This is a genomic window from Pseudomonas sp. Irchel s3b5, assembly GCF_900187435.1.
Taxonomy (GTDB): Bacteria; Pseudomonadota; Gammaproteobacteria; order Pseudomonadales; family Pseudomonadaceae; genus Aquipseudomonas.
On the sequence record NZ_FYDY01000006.1, the window covers coordinates 52,141 to 70,214 of the forward strand.

Below are 18,074 nucleotides of genomic sequence, written 5' to 3' on the forward strand. Positions count from 1 at the left end.
GAAATCGCATTCGCCAGCAAGCCGGCTCCTACAGGACCGCGTTACACCCGTTTGACCATGCGAACCAGCGACCAATCTCAAGCAAACATCACTCCCCAGCTTGTCAGTTCGCCCCTCGAACGCCACACTAGCGCTCATGAAAAACGTCAGCCCCAGCTACCTCAAGCATCAATTCCTGATCGCCATGCCACACATGGCCGACCCGAACTTTGCGCACACCTTGACCTATATCGTCGAGCACTCGGCCAATGGTGCCATGGGGCTGGTGATCAACCGTCCGCAAGACCTGAGCCTGGCCGATATTCTTGAGCAATTGCGCCCGGACATCGAGCCGCCAGCGCTCTGCCAGCATGTGCCGATCTTCATTGGTGGCCCGGTACAGACCGATCGCGGTTTTGTGCTGCACCCTAAAGGTCTGAGCTTCCAGGCAACCGTTGATCTGGAGGACGAATTGTCCCTGTCGACCTCTCAGGACGTATTGTTCGCCATCGCTGACGGTGTCGGTCCGGCTAAAAGCCTGATTGCCCTCGGTTATGCGGGCTGGGAAGCCGGTCAACTGGAGGCCGAACTGGCCCAGAACGCCTGGCTGAATTGCCCCTTCGACGCCGACATCCTGTTCAATACCAGCAGCGAAATGCGCCTGGAAGCGGCCGCCAAACACCTGGGCGTCAATCTCAGCCTGCTCACCAGCCAGGCGGGGCACGCCTGATGGCCCTGCGGCTGATTCTCGGATTCGACTACGGCACCAAACAGATCGGCGTTGCGGTCGGCCAGGTGATCACCGGCCAGGCCCGTGAGCTGTGCACCTTGAAAGCGCAGAACGGCATTCCTGACTGGAACCAGGTCGAGGCCCTCATTAAAGAGTGGAAACCCGATGCCGTGGTGGTTGGCCTGCCATTGAACATGGACGGCACACCGAGCGACATGTGCCTGCGAGCCGAAAAGTTCGCCCGCCGTTTGAACGGCCGTTTCAACCTGCCCTTCTACACCCACGATGAACGCCTGACGACCTTTGAAGCCAAAGGCGAGCGACGTGATCGCGGCGGACAAAAGGGCAGCTACCGCGACAACCCGGTCGACGCCATCGCCGCCGCCCTGCTGCTGCAAGGCTGGCTCGACGCAAACACTGCATTGTTCGAATCCTGACGAGTCGTTTACACGCCTCTCTTAGCTACAACCCGAGCCTGCCGTTGAAGCAGCACCGGCTCGGGCCCAAGAAGGAGCAACCATGAGCCTGCCCAATCCCGCCGAACTGATCAGCCAGATGGCCACGCGTCTAAAGGCCCATCTGGAACACCGTGCTATCAGCGAACCGCGCTACATCGGCATTCGTACCGGCGGCGTCTGGGTCGCCCAGGCCTTGCTCAAGGAACTGGGCAGCGACGAGCCCCTCGGCACCCTGGATGTTTCCTTCTATCGCGACGACTTCAGCCAGAACGGCCTGCACCCGCAAGTGCGCCCTTCGGCGCTACCGTTCGAAATCGAAGGCCAGCACCTGGTGCTGATCGATGACGTGCTGATGAGCGGCCGGACCGTCCGCGCCGCCCTGAATGAATTGTTCGACTACGGCCGTCCGGCCAGCGTGACGCTGGTGTGCCTGCTAGACCTGGACGCCGGCGAACTGCCGATCCGTCCGAACGTGGTCGGTGCGACCCTGTCGCTGGCCGCCCACGAGCGCGTGAAGCTGTCCGGTCCGGAGCTTGCGCTCGAACTGCAAGACCTCGCCCTTTAATTCGCCCTATTGAGAGTCCCCCTCGCGATGACGCCTCTAGAAACCAAGCGCCCGCTGCAGCTCAATGATCAGGGCCAGCTGCGTCACTTCCTCTCGCTCGACGGTTTGCGCCGCGAGTTGCTGACGGAAATCCTCGACACTGCCGACTCCTTCCTCGAAGTGGGCGCACGGGCTGTGAAAAAAGTCCCGTTGTTGCGCGGCAAGACCGTGTGCAACGTGTTCTTCGAGAACTCGACCCGCACCCGCACCACCTTCGAACTGGCGGCCCAGCGCCTGTCGGCAGACGTGATTACCCTGAACGTGTCGACATCGTCGGCAAGCAAGGGGGAAACCCTGCTCGATACCCTGCGCAATCTTGAAGCCATGGCTGCCGACATGTTCGTTGTGCGCCACGGTGACTCCGGCGCCGCGCACTTCATCGCCGAGCATGTGTGCCCGCAAGTGGCAATCATCAACGGTGGCGACGGCCGTCACGCGCACCCGACCCAGGGCATGCTCGACATGCTCACCATTCGCCGGCACAAGGGTGGCTTCGAAAACCTCTCGGTGGCCATCGTCGGTGACATCCTGCACTCGCGGGTCGCACGCTCGAACATGCTGGCGCTGAAAACCCTCGGCTGCCCGGACATTCGCGTGATTGCACCGAAAACCCTGCTGCCGATCGGCATCGAGCAATACGGTGTGAAGGTTTACACCGACATGACCGAAGGCCTGAAAGACGTCGACGTGGTGATCATGCTGCGCTTGCAGCGTGAGCGCATGACCGGTGGCCTGCTGCCGAGCGAAGGTGAGTTCTACCGCCTGTTCGGCCTGACCACCGCGCGCCTGGCCGGGGCCAAACCCGATTGCATCGTCATGCACCCGGGGCCGATCAACCGCGGCGTGGAGATTGAGTCGGCGGTGGCCGACGGTCCGCACTCGGTGATCCTCAACCAGGTCACCTACGGCATCGCGATTCGTATGGCCGTGCTGTCCATGGCCATGAGCGGGCAGACAGCCCAGCGCCAATTCGAGCAGGAGAACGCCCAGTGAAGCTCAGCATTCTCGGCGCACGCGTCATCGATCCAAGCAGCGGCCTGGATCAAGTGACCGACATTCATATCGAAGCCTGCAAGATCGTCGCCCTTGGCGCCGCACCGGCCGGTTTTGTCGCCGTCGACACCCTCGACGCCCAAGGCCTGGTGGCCGCGCCTGGCCTGGTCGACCTCAACGTCGCCCTGCGCGAGCCGGGTTACAGCCGTAAAGGCTCGATCGTCAGCGAAACCCGCGCCGCCGCGGCCGGTGGCGTTACCAGCCTGTGCTGTCCGCCAAAAACCAAACCGGTGCTGGACACCTCGGCCGTGGCCGAACTGATCCTCGACCGCGCCCGTGAGGCCGGCAACACCAAAGTCTTCCCGATCGGCGCCCTGAGCAAAGGCCTGGACGGCGAACAGCTGGCAGAACTGGTCGCCCTGCGCGATGCCGGTTGCGTGGCCTTCGGCAATGGTCTGGAGAGTTTCCGCAACACCCGCACCCTGTGTCGGGCGCTGGAGTACGCGGCTACCTTCGACCTGACGGTGATTTTCAACTCCCAGGATCACGACCTCGCCGAAGGCGGACTGGCCCACGAAGGCCCGACTGCCAGTTTCCTTGGCCTGCCGGGCATTCCGGAAAGCGCCGAAACCGTGGCTCTGGCCCGAGACCTGCTTCTGGTCGAGCAAAGTGGCGTGCGCGCGCACTTCAGCCAGCTCACCAGCGCCCGTGGCGTGGAACTGATTGCCCAGGCTCAGGCTCGCGGCCTGAACGTCACGGCGGACGTGGCGCTGTATCAATTGATCCTGACCGACGAAGCGCTGATCGATTTCAGCAGCCTGTATCACGTCCAGCCGCCGCTGCGCACCCGCGCCGACCGCGATGGCCTGCGTGCTGCGGTGAAGTCAGGGGTGATCTCGGCCATTTCCAGCCACCACCAACCCCACGAGCGTGACGCCAAACTGGCACCGTTCGGCGCGACCGAACCGGGCATCAGCAGTGTTGAATTGCTGCTGCCCCTGGCGATGACACTGGTGGAAGACGGCTTGCTGGATTTGCCGACGCTGCTGGCACGCCTCAGTGCCGGTCCTGCCGAGGCCTTGCGCCTGCCGGCGGGCAAATTGGCGGTGGGTGGTGCGGCGGATATCGTGCTGTTCGACCCTGCGGCTTCGACCGTCGCGGGTGAAACCTGGCTGTCGAAAGGCGAGAACTGCCCGTTCATTGGCCACAGCCTGCCGGGCGTAGTGCGTTACACCCTGGTGGACGGACGGATCAGCCACCAGGCTTAAGACCGCGTTGCCCCAATCGCTAGCAGGCTAGCTCCCACACAGGATCTGTGAACAACACAAATCCCCTGTGGGAGCTAGCCTGCTAGCGATGGCTTACTTAAAAGGCGCCGCGATTCTGGGCGTTACGCACCGAAACCTGATCATTCAGCGTCCAGAAGTCATACAGCACTCCCAAAAAGAACAACCCGCCCGTCACCAGGTACAGCAGCCCGCTGATCCATTTCCCCTGATACATCCGGTGCACACCGAATACGCCGAGAAACGTCAGCAGAATCCACGCCACGTTGTATTCGATCGGCCCTGCGGTAAACCGAAAATCAGCCTCGCGGTCCATTGCCGGAATCAGGAACAGGTCGATGAGCCAGCCAATCCCCAGCAATCCAAAGGTGAAGAACCAGATCGTTCCGGTCACCGGCTTTCCGTAATAGAAGCGGTGAGCACCGGTAAAACCAAAAACCCACAGCAAATAACCGATGACTTTGCTGTGCGTATCTTGCTGCTGAACAGTTTGTTGATAGGGGTTCATGGATAACCTCGTTTCACACGATAGATAAATATTCTTGAATTCTTTGTGACTTTTTTACAGGCACCCGACGTATGGCAAATGCTACTGTCATTCCCGCCAAAGCCTTATAGCACCTGACTTCTGTCCGACAATTTCACCCAAATGCCGCTTGATTGGTTCCGTTGACCTCCGGGTTGAATCGACCAACGGCCTCGGAACGGCAAAAAAAGCTGTTATAAAGTTGCGCGTTCACCTATCCGAGCCTTGCTTAATGCGTTCATTTTTAAAGACATGGCTAACCATTTGCCTTTTGATGCCACTGGCCGCCCACGCCACCAATCGTGAGCAACGTCTTCCAAACGTTAATGGTTACACCCCAAAATCCCACGCTTCTGCCCCTTCCAGCAAAAGCAGTAAATCGGTCAAAACCGCTCCAGAGTTGACCAGCAAAAGCAGCCTGGTGCCACCTATGGCATCCAAGGAAAGCAGCAATGTGCTGAGCCGCGCTGTGAACGTCCTGGGTACGCCGTACCGTTGGGGCGGCAGCAGCCCGAGCAAAGGCTTCGATTGCAGCGGTCTGGTGAAGTATGCGTTCAACGACGCCACCTTTGACCTGCCTCGCACGTCCAATGCCATGGCCAAGGGTCATGGCGAGAAAGTGGATCGCGAAGACCTGAAGCCGGGCGACCTGATTTTCTTCAACATCAAGAGCCGTCGAGTCAATCATGTTGCCATCTACCTGGGCAACGACCGCTTCATCCACGCACCGCGTCGTGGCAAGTCGGTTTCCATCGACACCCTGAAGAAGCCGTACTGGGAAAAGCACTACGTGGTTGCCAAGCGCGTACTGCCAAAAGAACAGAACGCGTTGCGGGTTGTTCAGCGCTGATTAGCCAAGTGCTCGTCTGAAGCCGAACACTTGTGGCGAGGGAGCTTGCTCCCGCTGGAGTGCGCAGCGCTCCCAGATTTTTGGGGCTGCTTTGCAGCCCAGCGGGAGCAAGCTCCCTCGCCACAGGTAGCACTATCCCTCAAAAACCATCCGGTGACCGCGCCTTCTCCCGCGCATGATCTCGACTGATCAACCCTCTGTTCACCAATTCCTTCAAGCTCATATCCAGCGTCTGCATCCCCAACGACCCGCCCGACTGAATCGACGAGAACATCTGCGCCACCTTGTTCTCGCGGATCAAATTCCTGATCGCAGATGTCCCCAGCATGATTTCGTGCGCGGCAATGCGCCCGCCGCCAATCTTCTTGATCAGTGTCTGCGACACCACGGCCACCAGCGATTCAGCGAGCATCGAACGCACCATCGCTTTCTCGTCTGGCGCAAACACGTCCACCACCCGGTCGATGGTCTTCGCCGCCGATGTGGTGTGCAAGGTGCCGAACACAAGGTGGCCCGTCTCGGCGGCGGTCAATGCCAGGCGAATGGTCTCCAGGTCACGCATCTCCCCCACCAGAATCACATCAGGGTCTTCGCGCAATGCCGAGCGCAGGGCTGCGGCGAAACTGCGGGTGTCGCGGTGCACCTCGCGCTGATTGATCAGGCATTTACGCGGTTCGTGCACGAATTCGACGGGATCTTCGATGGTGAGAATGTGGTGATGGCGGTGGGTGTTGAGGTAGTCGATCATCGCCGCCAGCGTGGTCGATTTGCCGGAACCGGTCGGCCCGGTGACCAACACCAGGCCGCGTGGTGCATCGGTCATTTTGCGAAACACTTCGCCCATGCCCAGCTCTTCCATGCTTTGCACTTTCGAGAGAATGGTGCGGAACACCGCGCCCGCACCACGGTTCTGGTGGAACGCATTGACCCGAAAACGCGCCACACCAGGCACTTCGAACGAAAAGTCGGTTTCCAGGTGTTTCTCGAAGTCCCCTCGCTGGGTGTCGTTCATGATGGCGTGGATCAGCGCCTGGACTTGCTGATGGTCCAGCGCCGGCAGATTGATCCGTCGTACATCGCCATCCACCCGAATCATCGGCGGCAGGCCGGCAGATAAATGCAGATCGGATGCACCCTGTTTGGCGCTGAACGCCAGCAGTTCAGTGATATCCATTGCGCCTCTCAATTCCAGTAGAATGCCGCGAACCTTCAGACCGCTGGCGCCTCTTGATGTCCACCATAGCAGACAACATTCTTCAGGTTAGTTCGCGCATACATGCCGCAACACTTGCTGCCAACCGCGCCGAAAACAGCGTCCAGCTGCTGGCCGTGAGCAAGACCAAACCCGCCGAAGCCCTGCGCGAAGCCTATGCAGCCGGCCTGCGTGACTTTGGTGAGAACTACCTGCAAGAGGCACTGGGCAAGCAGCTTGAACTGGCTGACCTGGCCTTGATCTGGCACTTCATCGGCCCCATTCAATCGAACAAGACTCGCGCCATCGCCGAGCATTTCGACTGGGTGCATTCCGTGGATCGTCTGAAAATCGCACAACGTCTGTCCGAGCAACGCCCTGCCGATTTACCGCCCTTGAACATCTGTATCCAGGTCAATGTCAGCGGTGAAGCCAGCAAATCCGGCTGCACGCCAGCCGACCTGCCGGCCCTGGCCCATGCCATCAGCGCCCTGCCGCGCTTGAAGTTACGCGGATTGATGGCGATTCCCGAGCCGACTGACGACCGCGCCGAACAGGATGCTGCCTTTGCTGCTGTGCAAAGCCTGCAAGTCAGCCTGAACCTGCCACTCGACACACTTTCCATGGGCATGAGCCACGATCTCGAATCGGCCATTGCCCAAGGCGCCACCTGGGTGCGTATTGGTACCGCCCTGTTTGGTGCTCGCGACTATTCACAAATGCATGGTCAACCATGAACTCTCTTTTAAGGACCTGACATGAGCAAGACGCGTATTGCCTTTATCGGTGCCGGCAACATGGCCGCCAGCCTGATCGGCGGCCTGCGGGCCAAGGGTCTGGATGCCGCGCAGATCCGCGCCAGCGATCCGGGTGACGAAACCCGCGCCCGCGTGAGCGCCGAGCACGGCATCGAAACCTTCGCTGACAACGCCCAGGCCATCGAAGGCGCCGACGTGGTCGTGCTGGCGGTCAAACCCCAGGCGATGAAAACCGTCTGCGAAGCCCTTCGCCCAAGCCTCAAGCCCAATCAACTGGTGGTATCGATTGCCGCCGGTATCACTTGCGCCAGCATGAACAACTGGCTCGGCGCCCAGCCGATTGTGCGCTGCATGCCCAACACCCCGGCCCTGTTGCGTCAGGGCGTGAGCGGTTTGTTCGCGACCGCCGAAGTGACTGCCGATCAGCGTCAACAGGCTCAAGAGCTGCTGTCCGCAGTCGGCATCGCCCTGTGGCTGGATGAAGAGCAGCAACTGGACGCCGTCACCGCCGTTTCCGGTTCGGGTCCGGCGTACTTCTTCCTGCTGATCGAGGCGATGACCGCTGCCGGCGTAAAACTTGGCCTGCCAACGGACATCGCAGCGCAACTCACCTTGCAAACTGCCTTGGGCGCCGCGCATATGGCCGTCTCCAGCGACGTCGACGCCGCTGAGTTGCGCCGTCGCGTGACCTCGCCTGCGGGCACCACGGAAGCCGCCATCAAGTCGTTCCAGGCCAACGGTTTCGAATCTCTGGTCGAAAAAGCACTCGGCGCCGCCGCGCACCGCTCGGCCGAGATGGCCGAACAACTGGGCAAATAAGGAGCTTTTCATGATTGGATTGAACACTGCAGCGGTCTACGTGCTGCAAACCCTCGGCAGCCTTTACCTGCTGATCGTGCTGATGCGCTTCGTGCTGCAACTGGTGCGGGCGAACTTCTACAACCCGCTCTGCCAGTTCATCGTGAAGGCTACCCAGCCGCTGCTCAAACCACTGCGCCGGATCATCCCGAGCATGTTCGGCCTGGACATGTCCTCGCTGGTGCTGGCGATTCTGGTGCAACTGGCACTGATGGCCCTGACCCTGCTGCTGACCTACGGCACCACCGGCAACCCGCTGCAACTGCTGATTTGGTCGCTCATCGGCGTGACCGCGCTGTTCCTGAAGATTTTCTTCTTCGCCCTGATCATCAGCGTGATTCTGTCCTGGGTCGCTCCGGGCAGCCATAACCCGGGCGCTGAACTGGTCAACGACCTCTGCGAACCGGCCCTGGCGCCGTTCCGCAAGTTCCTGCCCAACCTGGGCGGGCTGGATCTGTCGCCGATCTTCGCGTTCCTGGCACTCAAGCTGATCGACATGCTGGTGATCAACAACCTTGCTGCCATGACGATGATGCCGGAAATCCTGCGCATTCTGATCTAATCGCGTCATCGTTCATCGCGAGCAGGCTCGCTCCTGCATTGGAATGCGTTCCCCCTGTAGGAGCGAGCTCGCTCGCGATGGCCACACCTCGGTCCTACAGGGAAAATTCAGGCCCGATCGTTGCTTGCCGCTAACCCCAGCGGTCTTTAGACTTACGCCTCATTTCAATGAGAGCAGGGTCGATGCCAGCTGCCTTCCCCCCCGATTCTGTTGGTCTGGTGACGCCGCAAACGGCGCACTTCAGCGAACCCCTGGCGTTGGCCTGCGGTCGCTCGCTTCCAGCCTATGACCTGATCTACGAAACCTACGGCACGCTGAACGCCACGGCGAGCAACGCTGTGCTGATCTGTCACGCCTTGTCCGGCCATCACCACGCTGCCGGTTATCACAGCGTCGACGACCGCAAGCCCGGTTGGTGGGACAGTTGCATCGGCCCCGGCAAACCGATCGATACCAGCAAGTTCTTCGTGGTCAGCCTGAACAACCTCGGCGGCTGCAACGGTTCCACCGGCCCGAGCAGCATCAATCCGGAAACTGGCAAACCGTTCGGCGCCGACTTCCCGGTGTTGACCGTGGAAGACTGGGTGCACAGCCAGGCGCGGCTGGCCGATTTGCTGGGTATCCGCCAATTCGCGGCGGTGATCGGCGGCAGTCTCGGCGGCATGCAGGCGATGCAATGGAGCATCACCTACCCTGAGCGTATCCGTCACTGCCTGGCCATCGCCTCGGCCCCCAAGCTGTCGGCGCAAAACATTGCCTTCAACGAAGTGGCGCGCCAGGCGATCCTCACCGATCCCGAATTCCACGGCGGTTCGTTCCAGGAACAAGGTGTGATCCCCAAACGCGGGCTGATGCTGGCGCGGATGGTCGGGCACATCACCTACCTGTCCGACGATTCCATGGGCGAGAAATTCGGTCGCGGCCTGAAAAGCGAGAAGCTCAACTACGACTTCCACAGCGTCGAGTTCCAGGTCGAAAGCTACCTGCGCTATCAGGGCGAAGAGTTTTCCGGGCGTTTCGACGCCAACACTTATCTGTTGATGACCAAGGCCCTGGACTATTTCGATCCGGCGGCCAACTTCGACGATAACCTGGCAAAAACCTTCGAAAACGCCACAGCCAAGTTCTGCGTGATGTCGTTCACCACCGACTGGCGCTTTTCCCCTGCCCGTTCGCGGGAACTGGTGGATGCGCTGATGGCGGCGCGCAAAGACGTGTGCTACCTCGAGATCGATGCGCCGCAAGGCCACGACGCCTTTCTGATTCCGATCCCGCGTTACTTGCAGGCGTTCGGCAATTACATGAACCGCATTACGTTGTGAGATAGCCATGAGAGCTGATCTGGAAATCATCCAGGAATGGATCCCCGCCGGCAGCCGCGTGCTCGACCTCGGTTGCGGCGACGGCGAGCTGCTGACGTGGCTGCGCGACAACAAGCAAGTGACCGGCTACGGCCTGGAAAACGACGCGGACAACATCGCCGAGTGCATAGCCAAGGGCATCAACGTCATCGAGCAGGACCTGGACAAGGGCCTGGGCAACTTCGCCAGCAACAGCTTCGACGTCGTGGTCATGACCCAGGCGCTGCAAGCCGTGCATTACCCGGACAAGATCCTCGACGAAATGCTGCGCGTCGGCCGCCAATGCATCATCACCTTCCCCAATTTCGGCCACTGGCGCTGCCGCTGGTACCTGGCGAGCAAGGGCCGGATGCCGGTTTCCGAATTCCTGCCGTACACCTGGTACAACACGCCGAACATTCACTTCTGCACCTTCGCCGACTTTGAAGCCTTGTGCCGCGAACGTGAAGCGAAGGTCATTGATCGGCTTGCCGTGGATCAACAGCATCGACACGGGTGGGCCAGTAAGCTTTGGCCTAATCTGTTAGGTGAGATCGGTATTTACCGCGTCAGCAGCCCCGGGCTTGCAGACCACAAGGTCGCGGTCTGAACCACCACATTTCGAGGAGAACGATCATGGGTCGTCTAGCGCTGTTTCTACTCACTGCCTGCCTGAGCGTCACCGCCGCGGCCGCCGACGCCATCAAGGGCGAGCGCCAGGAAACCTTTGGCGACGTGACGGTGCACTACAACACCTTCAACTCCACGTACCTGACACCCGATATCGCCAAATCGGCTGAACTGATCCGCAGCAAGAACCAGGGTGTGATCAACATTTCGGTCATCAAGGAGGGCAAGCCACTGATGGCCCAGGTCAGTGGCTCGGTCAAAGACCTGACCAGCCAAACCGTGCCTCTGAAGTTCAAGCAGATCACCGAGCAAGGCGCGATCTACTACATCGCGCAATTTCCGGTGGATCAGCAGGAAGTCCGCACCTTCGACATCAAGGTGCAGACCGGTGACAAAATCAACACCATCAATTTCAACCAAGAGCTCTTCCCCGGCCAATGATCAACTTCACGCAACTCGTATTGGCCAGCCATAACGCCGGCAAACTCAAAGAACTCCAGGCCATGCTCGGCGAGTCGGTGCACCTGCGCTCGATCGGCGAGTTCAGCAGCATCGAGCCTGAAGAGACGGGTTTGTCGTTCGTCGAAAACGCCATCCTCAAAGCACGCAATGCCGCACGCATTTCCGGGCTTCCGGCGCTGGCCGACGATTCCGGGCTGGCGGTGGATTTCCTCGGCGGCGCGCCAGGCATCTATTCGGCGCGTTACGCCGACGGCAAGGGCGACGCGGCGAACAACGCCAAACTGCTCGACGTGCTCAAAGACGTGCCTGAAGCTGAACGCGGTGCACAGTTCGTCTGTGTGTTGGCGCTGGTGCGTCACGCCGACGATCCGTTACCGATCCTCTGCGAAGGCCTGTGGCACGGGCACATCCTGACCGCTGCCAGTGGCGAACACGGTTTTGGCTACGACCCGCTGTTCTGGGTGCCGGAGCGCAACTGCTCCAGCGCCGAGTTGAGCCCGGCCGACAAGAACCAGATCAGCCACCGCGCCCGTGCAATGGATCTGCTGCGCCAGCGTCTGGGCCTGAAATGACCCGCGAATCCACCGCGTCGCCGCTGATCTTCGGCGGCGATGCGCAATCGCCTCGGGCCGCCCTGCCCGTGCTGCCCCCTCTCGCGCTGTACATCCACATCCCGTGGTGCGTGCGTAAATGCCCTTATTGCGACTTCAACTCCCACACCGCCAGCCCCGTGCTGCCGGAAGAGGAGTACGTCGATGCACTGCTGGCGGATCTCGATCAGGATCTGCACGCCGTTTATGGCCGCGAGTTGAGTTCGATCTTCTTTGGTGGAGGCACGCCGAGCCTGTTCAGTGCCGAGGCCTTGGGTCGCTTGCTCAAAGGCGTCGAACAGCGCATCCCGTTTGCCAGCGACATCGAAATCACCCTGGAGGCCAATCCGGGAACCTTCGAACAAGACAAGTTTGTGGCCTACCGGAAACTGGGGATCAATCGCCTGTCGATCGGCATCCAAAGCTTTCAGCAGGAAAAACTCCAGGCGCTGGGCCGGATTCACAACGGTGACGAAGCCGTCCGCGCCGCGGGCATGGCACGTCAGGCCGGGTTCGATAACTTCAACCTGGATTTGATGCACGGTTTGCCCGATCAATCCCTGGACGACGCCCTTAATGACCTGCGCACCGCCATCGCCCTGAAACCGACGCACCTGTCGTGGTATCAGCTGACTCTGGAACCGAACACGGTGTTCTGGAACCAGCCGCCGACGCTGCCGGAAGACGATACCTTGTGGGACATTCAGGAGGCGGGCCAAGCGCTGCTGGCCGAACACGGTTACGCGCAATACGAAGTCTCGGCCTATGCCCAACCCGGTCGCCCGGCGCGGCACAACCTCAATTACTGGAGTTTCGGTGACTTCATCGGTATCGGTGCCGGTGCCCACGGCAAGCTCAGCCATCCGGACGGGCGCATCGTCCGCACCTGGAAGACGCGTTTGCCAAAGGATTACCTGAACCCGTCGAAAAGCTTCAAGGCGGGCGAGAAAGCGCTGACCAACGATGAAATGCCGTTCGAATTCCTGATGAACGCGCTACGCCTGACGGAGGGCGTCGAATCGCGGCTCTATCCGGAGCGCACCGGCATGACACTGGAAAGCCTCGCCGAAGCGCGTCGCGAAGCCGAACAAAGCGGCCTATTGCAGGTCGAACCGTCACGTCTGGCGGCTACCGAGCGCGGACAACTCTTCCTCAACGACTTGTTGCAGAAATTTCTGAGCTGATTTCAGCCTTAAGGGAAAACGAATGGATTTGGTACTCGACCTGCTCGCCACCGTGTCTCGCTGGAGCCGCAGCAATCTCTCGGAAATCGCCCTGGCCCTGGTGGGCTGCCTGCTGGTGCTGTTCGGTGCGGATTTCAAAGGCTGGGTCGAGCAACGCCTGGGCAACATTGCCGGCGCCCTGCGCGTACCGATGATGGCCCTGCTGTGCATGATCGGCAGCGGCGCTGCGCTGATCTATGCCACGCCTTGGGTTGTTCGCGGCCTGAGCCAGTTCAACAACTACAGCCTCGCGCCGGTGTTGCTGGTGGTACTGGTGTTGATTGGCGTAGTTGCCGACCGCCGCTGATATCGGGGCGCGCAAAAAAACCGTAGGAGCCGGCTTGCTGGCGATGTGGGTCAGCCACCTCAACGTTGACTGACACTCCATCGCCAGCAAGCCGGCTCCTACAGGTTGGACGTGATACGCACTTGCCGTATTCAGCCGGGTTACGGGTACTGGCGTTTGCCGACCGCCGCTGATTTCGGGGCGCGCAAAAAAACCGTAGGAGCCGGCTTGCTGGCGATGTGGGTCAGCCACCTCAACGTTGACTGACACTCCATCGCCAGCAAGCCGGCTCCTACAGGTTGGACGTGATACGCACTTGCCGTATTCAGCCGGGTTACGGGTACCGGCGTTGACTGGCGTGGTCGCTGACCGCCGCTGATTTCGGGGCGCACAAAAAATCCGTAGGAGCCGGCTTGCTGGCGATGTGGGTCAGCCACATCAATGTCGACTGACACGCCATCGCCAGCAAGCCGGCTCCTACAGGTTGGACGTGATACGCACTTGCCGTATTCAGCCGGGTTACGGGGACTGGCGTAGTTGCCGACCGCCGCTGATTTCGGGACGCACAAAAAACCGTAGGAGCCGGCTTGCTGGCGATGTGGGTCAGCCACCTCAATGTCGACTGACACTCCATCGCCAGCAAGCCGGCTCCTACAGGTTGTACGGGTCAGGACTGTTTTTCGAACTTCAAATCCCACACGCCATGCCCAAGACGTTCGCCGCGGCGTTCGAACTTGGTGATCGGGCGCTCGGCCGGGCGGGGCACGCACTTGCCGTCTTCAGCCAGGTTGCGATAACCCGGCGCAACGTTCATCACTTCCAGCATGTACTCGGCGTACGGTTCCCAATCGGTGGCCATGTGCAGAATGCCGCCGACTTTCAACTTGCTGCGCACCAGCTCAGCGAAGGATGCCTGAACGATACGGCGCTTGTGATGACGGCTCTTGTGCCACGGGTCCGGGAAAAACAGCATCAGGCGATCGAGGCTGTTATCGGCCACGCAACGGTTGAGCACTTCGATCGCATCGCAATCGTAGACCCGCAGGTTGGTCAGGCCCTGCGTCAGCACGCCATTGAGCAGCGCGCCGACACCCGGACGGTGTACTTCCACGCCAATGAAGTCCTGGTCTGGCGAAGCCGCGGCCATTTCCAGCAGTGAATGGCCCATGCCGAAACCGATTTCCAGCGAGCGCGGAGCCGAGCGACCGAACACCTGGTCGAAGTCCACCGGCGCATCGGCCAGTGGCAGCACGAACAGCGGCGTGCCCTGCTCCAGGCCCTTTTGCTGGCCTTCGGTCATGCGCCCGGCGCGCATCACGAAACTCTTGATGCGGCGGTGTTGGCGCTCGTCGCCTTCTTCCGTCGGGATTGGCGTGTCGTTCGATTCAGTCATCAATGGCTCTTACTTGATCAGACCATCCAGCGGCGAAGAGGCGCTGGCATAGAGTTTTTTCGGCATGCGGCCGGCGAGGTAGGCCATGCGACCTGCAAGGATGGCGTGTTGCATGGCCTGGGCCATCATCACTGGCTGCTGGGCGTGGGCGATGGCCGAGTTCATCAGCACCGCATCACAACCCAATTCCATGGCGATGGTGGCATCGGACGCGGTACCCACACCGGCATCCACCAGCACCGGAATCTTGGCTTCTTCCAGGATGATCTGCAGGTTGTACGGATTGCAGATGCCCAGACCCGAACCGATCAGACCGGCCAGCGGCATGACCGCGATGCAGCCGATATCCGCCAATTGGCGGGCGATGATCGGGTCATCGCTGGTGTAGACCATCACGTCAAAACCTTCCTTGACCAGCGTTTCGGCGGCTTTGAGGGTTTCGATCACGTTGGGGAACAGGGTTTTCTGATCGGCCAGCACTTCCAGCTTCACCAGATTGTGGCCATCGAGCAGCTCACGGGCCAGACGGCAAGTGCGCACGGCCTCGATAGCGTCGTAGCAACCGGCGGTGTTTGGCAGGAAGGTGTAGCGATCCGGCGACAGCACTTCGAGCAGGTTCGGCTCGCCCTCGATCTGACCGAGGTTGGTGCGGCGCACGGCGAAAGTGACGATCTCGGCACCCGAGGCTTCGATGGCCTGGCGGGTTTCTTCCATGTCACGGTACTTGCCGGTACCGACCAGCAAACGCGACTGGTAAGTACGACCGGCCAGGACGAAAGGCTTGTCGCTACGAACGATGCTCATGGGAAATCCTCTGTAGGGGTGAGGTACTTGCAGAATTCTGTGGCCACTGGGCCGAGGCTGCTAGCCGCCGCCGATGGCGTGCACCACTTCGACGTTGTCGCCGTCGTTCAATGCAGTGTCTGCATGCTGACTGCGCGGGACGATATCCAGATTGAGTTCGACCGCCACCCGGCGACCGGTCAGGTCCAGACGGGTAAGCAGGGCCGCAACGGTTTCACCGTCGGGCAGTTCCAAGGATTCGCCGTTCAACTGAATGCGCATGCCGAATGCCGCCATCATTTTTAGGGGCTGGCATTCTAGCCCGATCATGACCTAAAGGTCAGCAACAAGCGTCAAGCGGTCAGTGGCAAGCGCCAGGCGGCCAACCCAAGGCAAAACCAGCCCACCAGGAAGGCCAGGCCACCGAAAGGCGTAATGATCCCGAGCTTGCTGACACCGGTCAGCGTCAACACGTACAGACTGCCGGAGAACAACAAGATACCGATGGCAAACGATGCACCCGCCCACGTCACGAGACGCCCGGGAATCTGCGTGGCCAGTAATGCGACGCCCAACAACGCCAGTGTGTGCACCAACTGGTAGGTGACGCCGGTATGGAAAATCGCCAGGTACTCGGCGCTCAGGCGGTTTTTCAATCCATGGGCGGCAAAGGCCCCAAGACCGACACCGGTGAAACCGAAAAAAGCGGCCAGCATCAAAAAGCCACGCAGCATGAAGAACTCCAGTCAGTCTCGATCAGCAGGGTCTGTATAATGGCCCGCTCAACGGGTTCGGCCAAGCCATCTCTATGCTGCGTATCTATTTCCGTCGTTTCACCAAGGCCGTGCTCTGGTTCATGGGCGGCAGCGTTTTGCTGGTGCTGATTTTTCGGTTCGTGCCTCCACCGGGGACGACGCTGATGGTCGAGCGCAAGATCGAATCCTGGTTCGACGGCGAACCTATCGATCTGCAACGTGACTGGGAACCCTGGGACAAGATCTCCGATGACCTGAAGCTCGCCGTGATTGCGGGCGAAGATCAGAAATTCCCGGAGCATTGGGGTTTCGACTTCGGCGCGATTCAGAAAGCCCTGGCCCACAACGAACTTGGCGGCACCATCCGCGGTGCCAGCACGCTCAGCCAGCAAGTCTCGAAGAATCTGTTCCTGTGGTCCGGCCGCAGCTGGCTGCGCAAAGGCCTGGAAGCCTGGTTCACCGGGCTGATCGAAATTTTCTGGCCCAAGCAGCGGATCCTTGAGGTTTACCTGAACAGTGTCGAATGGGATGACGGCGTGTTTGGCGCCGAAGCGGCAGCCAGGCATCATTTCGGTGTGAGCGCCAAGAACCTCAGCCGTCAACAATCGAGCATGCTCGCTGCCGTATTGCCCAATCCTCGGGTATGGAGTGCCAGCCATCCGACCGGGTACGTGGCGCGGCGGGCCGGCTGGATTCGGCGGCAGATGAGCCAGCTGGGTGGCGACAGCTATCTGGTCGGCCTTAATGATTCGCGCCGGGCGCCTTGGGCGCAGTAAAGATCGCAGCCTTCGGCAGCTACATTGGATCGCGTATTCCTGTAGGAGCTGCCGAAGGCTGCGATCTTTTGCCCCTAAAAACAAAACGCCCCGATCAATGATCGGGGCGTTTTTTTATTGCCTGTACCGCGTTTAGGCGGCGATCGACACTTTGAGCTTGTTCATCGCGCTCTTCTCAAGCTGACGAATACGCTCGGCCGATACGTTGTACTTCTGCGCCAGGTCATGCAGCGTGGCTTTTTCTTCCGCCAGCCAGCGCTGGTAGAGGATGTCACGGCTGCGGTCGTCCAGCACTTCCAGCGCTTCGTGCAGGTTGTGGTTGGAGTTGTCGCTCCAGTCAGCGTCTTCCAGTTGACGGGCCGGATCATACCGGTGGTCTTCCAGATAGTTGGCCGGCGACTGGAAAGCGCTGTCGTCGTCGGCTTCGGCAGCCGGGTCGAAGGCCATGTCATGGCCGGTCAGGCGACTTTCCATCTCGCGCACTTCCCGAGGCTCCACACCGAGGCTTTCCGCCACACGGTGGACTTCCTCGTTGTTCAGCCACGCCAGACGCTTCTTCTGGCTGCGCAGGTTGAAGAACAACTTGCGCTGGGCCTTGGTGGTCGCGACTTTCACGATGCGCCAGTTACGCAGGATGAACTCGTGGATTTCAGCCTTGATCCAGTGCACGGCGAACGAAACCAGACGCACACCCATTTCCGGGTTGAAGCGCTTCACAGCCTTCATCAGGCCGACGTTACCTTCCTGGATCAGGTCAGCCTGAGCCAGACCGTAGCCGGAATAGCTACGGGCGATATGTACGACAAACCGCAGGTGGGCGAGCACCATCTGCCGAGCCGCCTCAAGATCCTGCTCATAATAGAGACTCTCGGCCAGTTCACGCTCCTGCTCCGGCGTCAGCAATGGAATGCTGTTGACGGTGTGCACATAGGCCTCCAGGTTCGCACCCGGGACCAGAGCATATGCAGGTTGCAAAGAATTGGTCATACGAAAAAACCTCCGACTTACAAACTCGTGCAGTTCAGCACTGCGAAAATTGA

23 protein-coding genes are annotated in these 18,074 nt (G+C 60.3%); 16 read left to right on the top strand and 7 right to left on the bottom strand.

Annotated features, from left to right (window positions below):
* Nucleotides 1–136: 136 nt before the first annotated feature.
* The 5 genes from CKW15_RS08855 to CKW15_RS08875 all read left to right on the top strand — a co-directional run bounded on the left by CKW15_RS08855 (nucleotide 137) and on the right by CKW15_RS08875 (nucleotide 4,032).
* A complete protein-coding gene (locus tag CKW15_RS08855; RefSeq protein ID WP_095057406.1) occupies nucleotides 137–709 on the top strand; it encodes a YqgE/AlgH family protein in 573 nt (190 codons plus the stop codon).
* On the top strand, nucleotides 709–1,146 hold the full coding sequence (gene ruvX / locus CKW15_RS08860) for a Holliday junction resolvase RuvX (RefSeq protein ID WP_095057405.1): 438 nt from the start codon (nucleotides 709–711) through the stop codon (nucleotides 1,144–1,146). The genes CKW15_RS08855 and ruvX overlap by 1 nt, the downstream gene beginning before the upstream one ends.
* Before the next feature lie 82 nt (nucleotides 1,147–1,228).
* Complete coding sequence (gene pyrR, locus CKW15_RS08865; protein ID WP_095057404.1) at nucleotides 1,229–1,732, top strand: bifunctional pyr operon transcriptional regulator/uracil phosphoribosyltransferase PyrR; 504 nt, start codon at nucleotides 1,229–1,231, stop codon at nucleotides 1,730–1,732.
* A gap of 27 nt (nucleotides 1,733–1,759) precedes the next feature.
* Nucleotides 1,760–2,764 (top strand): aspartate carbamoyltransferase catalytic subunit, encoded by a 1,005-nt coding sequence (locus CKW15_RS08870; protein ID WP_007897943.1) that lies wholly within the window; start codon nucleotides 1,760–1,762, stop codon nucleotides 2,762–2,764.
* Nucleotides 2,761–4,032: a dihydroorotase gene (locus CKW15_RS08875; protein WP_095057403.1), complete on the top strand. Its 1,272-nt coding sequence runs from the start codon at nucleotides 2,761–2,763 to the stop codon at nucleotides 4,030–4,032. Before CKW15_RS08870 ends, CKW15_RS08875 begins: the two co-directional genes overlap by 4 nt.
* 97 nt (nucleotides 4,033–4,129) lie before the next feature.
* Here CKW15_RS08875 and CKW15_RS08880 read toward each other — a convergent pair whose 3' ends face one another.
* Nucleotides 4,130–4,558, bottom strand: a complete 429-nt coding sequence (locus CKW15_RS08880; RefSeq protein WP_095057402.1) for a TM2 domain-containing protein — start codon at nucleotides 4,556–4,558, stop codon at nucleotides 4,130–4,132.
* Nucleotides 4,559–4,808: 250 nt separating this feature from the next.
* Here CKW15_RS08880 and CKW15_RS08885 point away from each other — a divergent pair, with 250 nt between their 5' ends.
* On the top strand, nucleotides 4,809–5,426 hold the full coding sequence (locus CKW15_RS08885; protein WP_095057401.1) for a C40 family peptidase: 618 nt from the start codon (nucleotides 4,809–4,811) through the stop codon (nucleotides 5,424–5,426).
* 139 nt (nucleotides 5,427–5,565) lie between these two features.
* Here the strand turns inward: CKW15_RS08885 and CKW15_RS08890 are convergent, their stop codons facing one another.
* Nucleotides 5,566–6,600 (bottom strand): type IV pilus twitching motility protein PilT, encoded by a 1,035-nt coding sequence (locus CKW15_RS08890; RefSeq protein WP_095152072.1) that lies wholly within the window; start codon nucleotides 6,598–6,600, stop codon nucleotides 5,566–5,568.
* 56 nt (nucleotides 6,601–6,656) lie between these two features.
* On the opposite strand from CKW15_RS08890, the gene CKW15_RS08895 reads away from it, so the two are divergent.
* From CKW15_RS08895 to CKW15_RS08935, 9 genes are all read left to right on the top strand, one after another.
* The gene (locus CKW15_RS08895) at nucleotides 6,657–7,355 is read left to right on the top strand and encodes a YggS family pyridoxal phosphate-dependent enzyme (protein ID WP_095057399.1); all 699 of its coding nucleotides are present in this window, start codon (nucleotides 6,657–6,659) and stop codon (nucleotides 7,353–7,355) included.
* A 21-nt stretch (nucleotides 7,356–7,376) separates the two neighbouring features.
* Complete coding sequence (gene proC / locus CKW15_RS08900) at nucleotides 7,377–8,195, top strand: pyrroline-5-carboxylate reductase (RefSeq protein ID WP_095057398.1); 819 nt, start codon at nucleotides 7,377–7,379, stop codon at nucleotides 8,193–8,195.
* A gap of 10 nt (nucleotides 8,196–8,205) precedes the next feature.
* Entirely contained in the window at nucleotides 8,206–8,796 is a 591-nt protein-coding gene (locus CKW15_RS08905; RefSeq protein WP_095057397.1) for a YggT family protein, read from the top strand.
* Between the two features lie 182 nt (nucleotides 8,797–8,978).
* Nucleotides 8,979–10,118, top strand: coding sequence for a homoserine O-acetyltransferase (locus CKW15_RS08910; protein ID WP_095057396.1), 1,140 nt, complete (start codon nucleotides 8,979–8,981; stop codon nucleotides 10,116–10,118).
* A 7-nt stretch (nucleotides 10,119–10,125) separates the two neighbouring features.
* Entirely contained in the window at nucleotides 10,126–10,746 is a 621-nt protein-coding gene (metW, locus tag CKW15_RS08915; protein WP_095057395.1) for a methionine biosynthesis protein MetW, read from the top strand.
* Nucleotides 10,747–10,772: 26 nt separating this feature from the next.
* Nucleotides 10,773–11,207 carry a DUF4426 domain-containing protein gene (locus CKW15_RS08920; RefSeq protein WP_095057394.1) on the top strand — a complete coding sequence of 145 codons (435 nt, stop codon included), beginning with the start codon at nucleotides 10,773–10,775 and terminating at the stop codon, nucleotides 11,205–11,207.
* The gene (rdgB, locus tag CKW15_RS08925) at nucleotides 11,204–11,800 is read left to right on the top strand and encodes an RdgB/HAM1 family non-canonical purine NTP pyrophosphatase (RefSeq protein WP_095057393.1); all 597 of its coding nucleotides are present in this window, start codon (nucleotides 11,204–11,206) and stop codon (nucleotides 11,798–11,800) included. Before CKW15_RS08920 ends, rdgB begins: the two co-directional genes overlap by 4 nt.
* Entirely contained in the window at nucleotides 11,797–13,002 is a 1,206-nt protein-coding gene (hemW, locus tag CKW15_RS08930) for a radical SAM family heme chaperone HemW (protein ID WP_095057392.1), read from the top strand. The genes rdgB and hemW overlap by 4 nt, the downstream gene beginning before the upstream one ends.
* A gap of 22 nt (nucleotides 13,003–13,024) precedes the next feature.
* Nucleotides 13,025–13,348, top strand: coding sequence for a DUF3392 domain-containing protein (locus CKW15_RS08935; protein WP_095057391.1), 324 nt, complete (start codon nucleotides 13,025–13,027; stop codon nucleotides 13,346–13,348).
* 646 nt (nucleotides 13,349–13,994) lie between these two features.
* Here CKW15_RS08935 and trmB read toward each other — a convergent pair.
* From trmB to CKW15_RS08955, 4 genes are all read right to left on the bottom strand, one after another.
* Nucleotides 13,995–14,720, bottom strand: a complete 726-nt coding sequence (gene trmB, locus CKW15_RS08940) for a tRNA (guanosine(46)-N7)-methyltransferase TrmB (RefSeq protein ID WP_095057390.1) — start codon at nucleotides 14,718–14,720, stop codon at nucleotides 13,995–13,997.
* Between the two features lie 9 nt (nucleotides 14,721–14,729).
* The gene (locus CKW15_RS08945; protein WP_095057389.1) at nucleotides 14,730–15,524 is read right to left on the bottom strand and encodes a thiazole synthase; all 795 of its coding nucleotides are present in this window, start codon (nucleotides 15,522–15,524) and stop codon (nucleotides 14,730–14,732) included.
* A gap of 60 nt (nucleotides 15,525–15,584) precedes the next feature.
* Nucleotides 15,585–15,785 carry a sulfur carrier protein ThiS gene (gene thiS, locus CKW15_RS08950; RefSeq protein WP_162184594.1) on the bottom strand — a complete coding sequence of 67 codons (201 nt, stop codon included), beginning with the start codon at nucleotides 15,783–15,785 and terminating at the stop codon, nucleotides 15,585–15,587.
* Between the two features lie 71 nt (nucleotides 15,786–15,856).
* Nucleotides 15,857–16,237: a DUF423 domain-containing protein gene (locus CKW15_RS08955; protein WP_095057388.1), complete on the bottom strand. Its 381-nt coding sequence runs from the start codon at nucleotides 16,235–16,237 to the stop codon at nucleotides 15,857–15,859.
* A 74-nt stretch (nucleotides 16,238–16,311) separates the two neighbouring features.
* Here CKW15_RS08955 and mtgA point away from each other — a divergent pair, with 74 nt between their 5' ends.
* Nucleotides 16,312–17,034: a monofunctional biosynthetic peptidoglycan transglycosylase gene (gene mtgA, locus CKW15_RS08960; RefSeq protein WP_095057387.1), complete on the top strand. Its 723-nt coding sequence runs from the start codon at nucleotides 16,312–16,314 to the stop codon at nucleotides 17,032–17,034.
* Between the two features lie 132 nt (nucleotides 17,035–17,166).
* On the opposite strand, the gene rpoH is transcribed toward mtgA, so the two are convergent.
* A complete protein-coding gene (gene rpoH, locus CKW15_RS08965; RefSeq protein ID WP_056853991.1) occupies nucleotides 17,167–18,021 on the bottom strand; it encodes an RNA polymerase sigma factor RpoH in 855 nt (284 codons plus the stop codon).
* Nucleotides 18,022–18,074 lie beyond the last annotated feature (53 nt).

What these genes read in the sequence shown, in the direction of transcription:
- CKW15_RS08895 (WP_095057399.1), top strand. Translation starts at nt 6,657, where the DNA reads ATGTCCACCATAGCAGACAACATTCTTCAGGTTAGTTCGCGCATACAT.
- pyrR (WP_095057404.1), top strand. Translation starts at nt 1,229, where the DNA reads ATGAGCCTGCCCAATCCCGCCGAACTGATCAGCCAGATGGCCACGCGT.
- proC (WP_095057398.1), top strand. Translation starts at nt 7,377, where the DNA reads ATGAGCAAGACGCGTATTGCCTTTATCGGTGCCGGCAACATGGCCGCC.
- CKW15_RS08855 (WP_095057406.1), top strand. Translation starts at nt 137, where the DNA reads ATGAAAAACGTCAGCCCCAGCTACCTCAAGCATCAATTCCTGATCGCC.
- CKW15_RS08890 (WP_095152072.1), bottom strand. Translation starts at nt 6,600, where the DNA reads ATGGATATCACTGAACTGCTGGCGTTCAGCGCCAAACAGGGTGCATCC.
- CKW15_RS08910 (WP_095057396.1), top strand. Translation starts at nt 8,979, where the DNA reads ATGCCAGCTGCCTTCCCCCCCGATTCTGTTGGTCTGGTGACGCCGCAA.
- CKW15_RS08905 (WP_095057397.1), top strand. Translation starts at nt 8,206, where the DNA reads ATGATTGGATTGAACACTGCAGCGGTCTACGTGCTGCAAACCCTCGGC.
- ruvX (WP_095057405.1), top strand. Translation starts at nt 709, where the DNA reads ATGGCCCTGCGGCTGATTCTCGGATTCGACTACGGCACCAAACAGATC.
- rdgB (WP_095057393.1), top strand. Translation starts at nt 11,204, where the DNA reads ATGATCAACTTCACGCAACTCGTATTGGCCAGCCATAACGCCGGCAAA.
- CKW15_RS08880 (WP_095057402.1), bottom strand. Translation starts at nt 4,558, where the DNA reads ATGAACCCCTATCAACAAACTGTTCAGCAGCAAGATACGCACAGCAAA.
- trmB (WP_095057390.1), bottom strand. Translation starts at nt 14,720, where the DNA reads ATGACTGAATCGAACGACACGCCAATCCCGACGGAAGAAGGCGACGAG.
- thiS (WP_162184594.1), bottom strand. Translation starts at nt 15,785, where the DNA reads ATGCGCATTCAGTTGAACGGCGAATCCTTGGAACTGCCCGACGGTGAA.
- mtgA (WP_095057387.1), top strand. Translation starts at nt 16,312, where the DNA reads ATGCTGCGTATCTATTTCCGTCGTTTCACCAAGGCCGTGCTCTGGTTC.
- hemW (WP_095057392.1), top strand. Translation starts at nt 11,797, where the DNA reads ATGACCCGCGAATCCACCGCGTCGCCGCTGATCTTCGGCGGCGATGCG.
- CKW15_RS08870 (WP_007897943.1), top strand. Translation starts at nt 1,760, where the DNA reads ATGACGCCTCTAGAAACCAAGCGCCCGCTGCAGCTCAATGATCAGGGC.
- CKW15_RS08920 (WP_095057394.1), top strand. Translation starts at nt 10,773, where the DNA reads ATGGGTCGTCTAGCGCTGTTTCTACTCACTGCCTGCCTGAGCGTCACC.
- rpoH (WP_056853991.1), bottom strand. Translation starts at nt 18,021, where the DNA reads ATGACCAATTCTTTGCAACCTGCATATGCTCTGGTCCCGGGTGCGAAC.
- CKW15_RS08945 (WP_095057389.1), bottom strand. Translation starts at nt 15,524, where the DNA reads ATGAGCATCGTTCGTAGCGACAAGCCTTTCGTCCTGGCCGGTCGTACT.
- metW (WP_095057395.1), top strand. Translation starts at nt 10,126, where the DNA reads ATGAGAGCTGATCTGGAAATCATCCAGGAATGGATCCCCGCCGGCAGC.
- CKW15_RS08955 (WP_095057388.1), bottom strand. Translation starts at nt 16,237, where the DNA reads ATGCTGCGTGGCTTTTTGATGCTGGCCGCTTTTTTCGGTTTCACCGGT.
- CKW15_RS08935 (WP_095057391.1), top strand. Translation starts at nt 13,025, where the DNA reads ATGGATTTGGTACTCGACCTGCTCGCCACCGTGTCTCGCTGGAGCCGC.
- CKW15_RS08885 (WP_095057401.1), top strand. Translation starts at nt 4,809, where the DNA reads ATGCGTTCATTTTTAAAGACATGGCTAACCATTTGCCTTTTGATGCCA.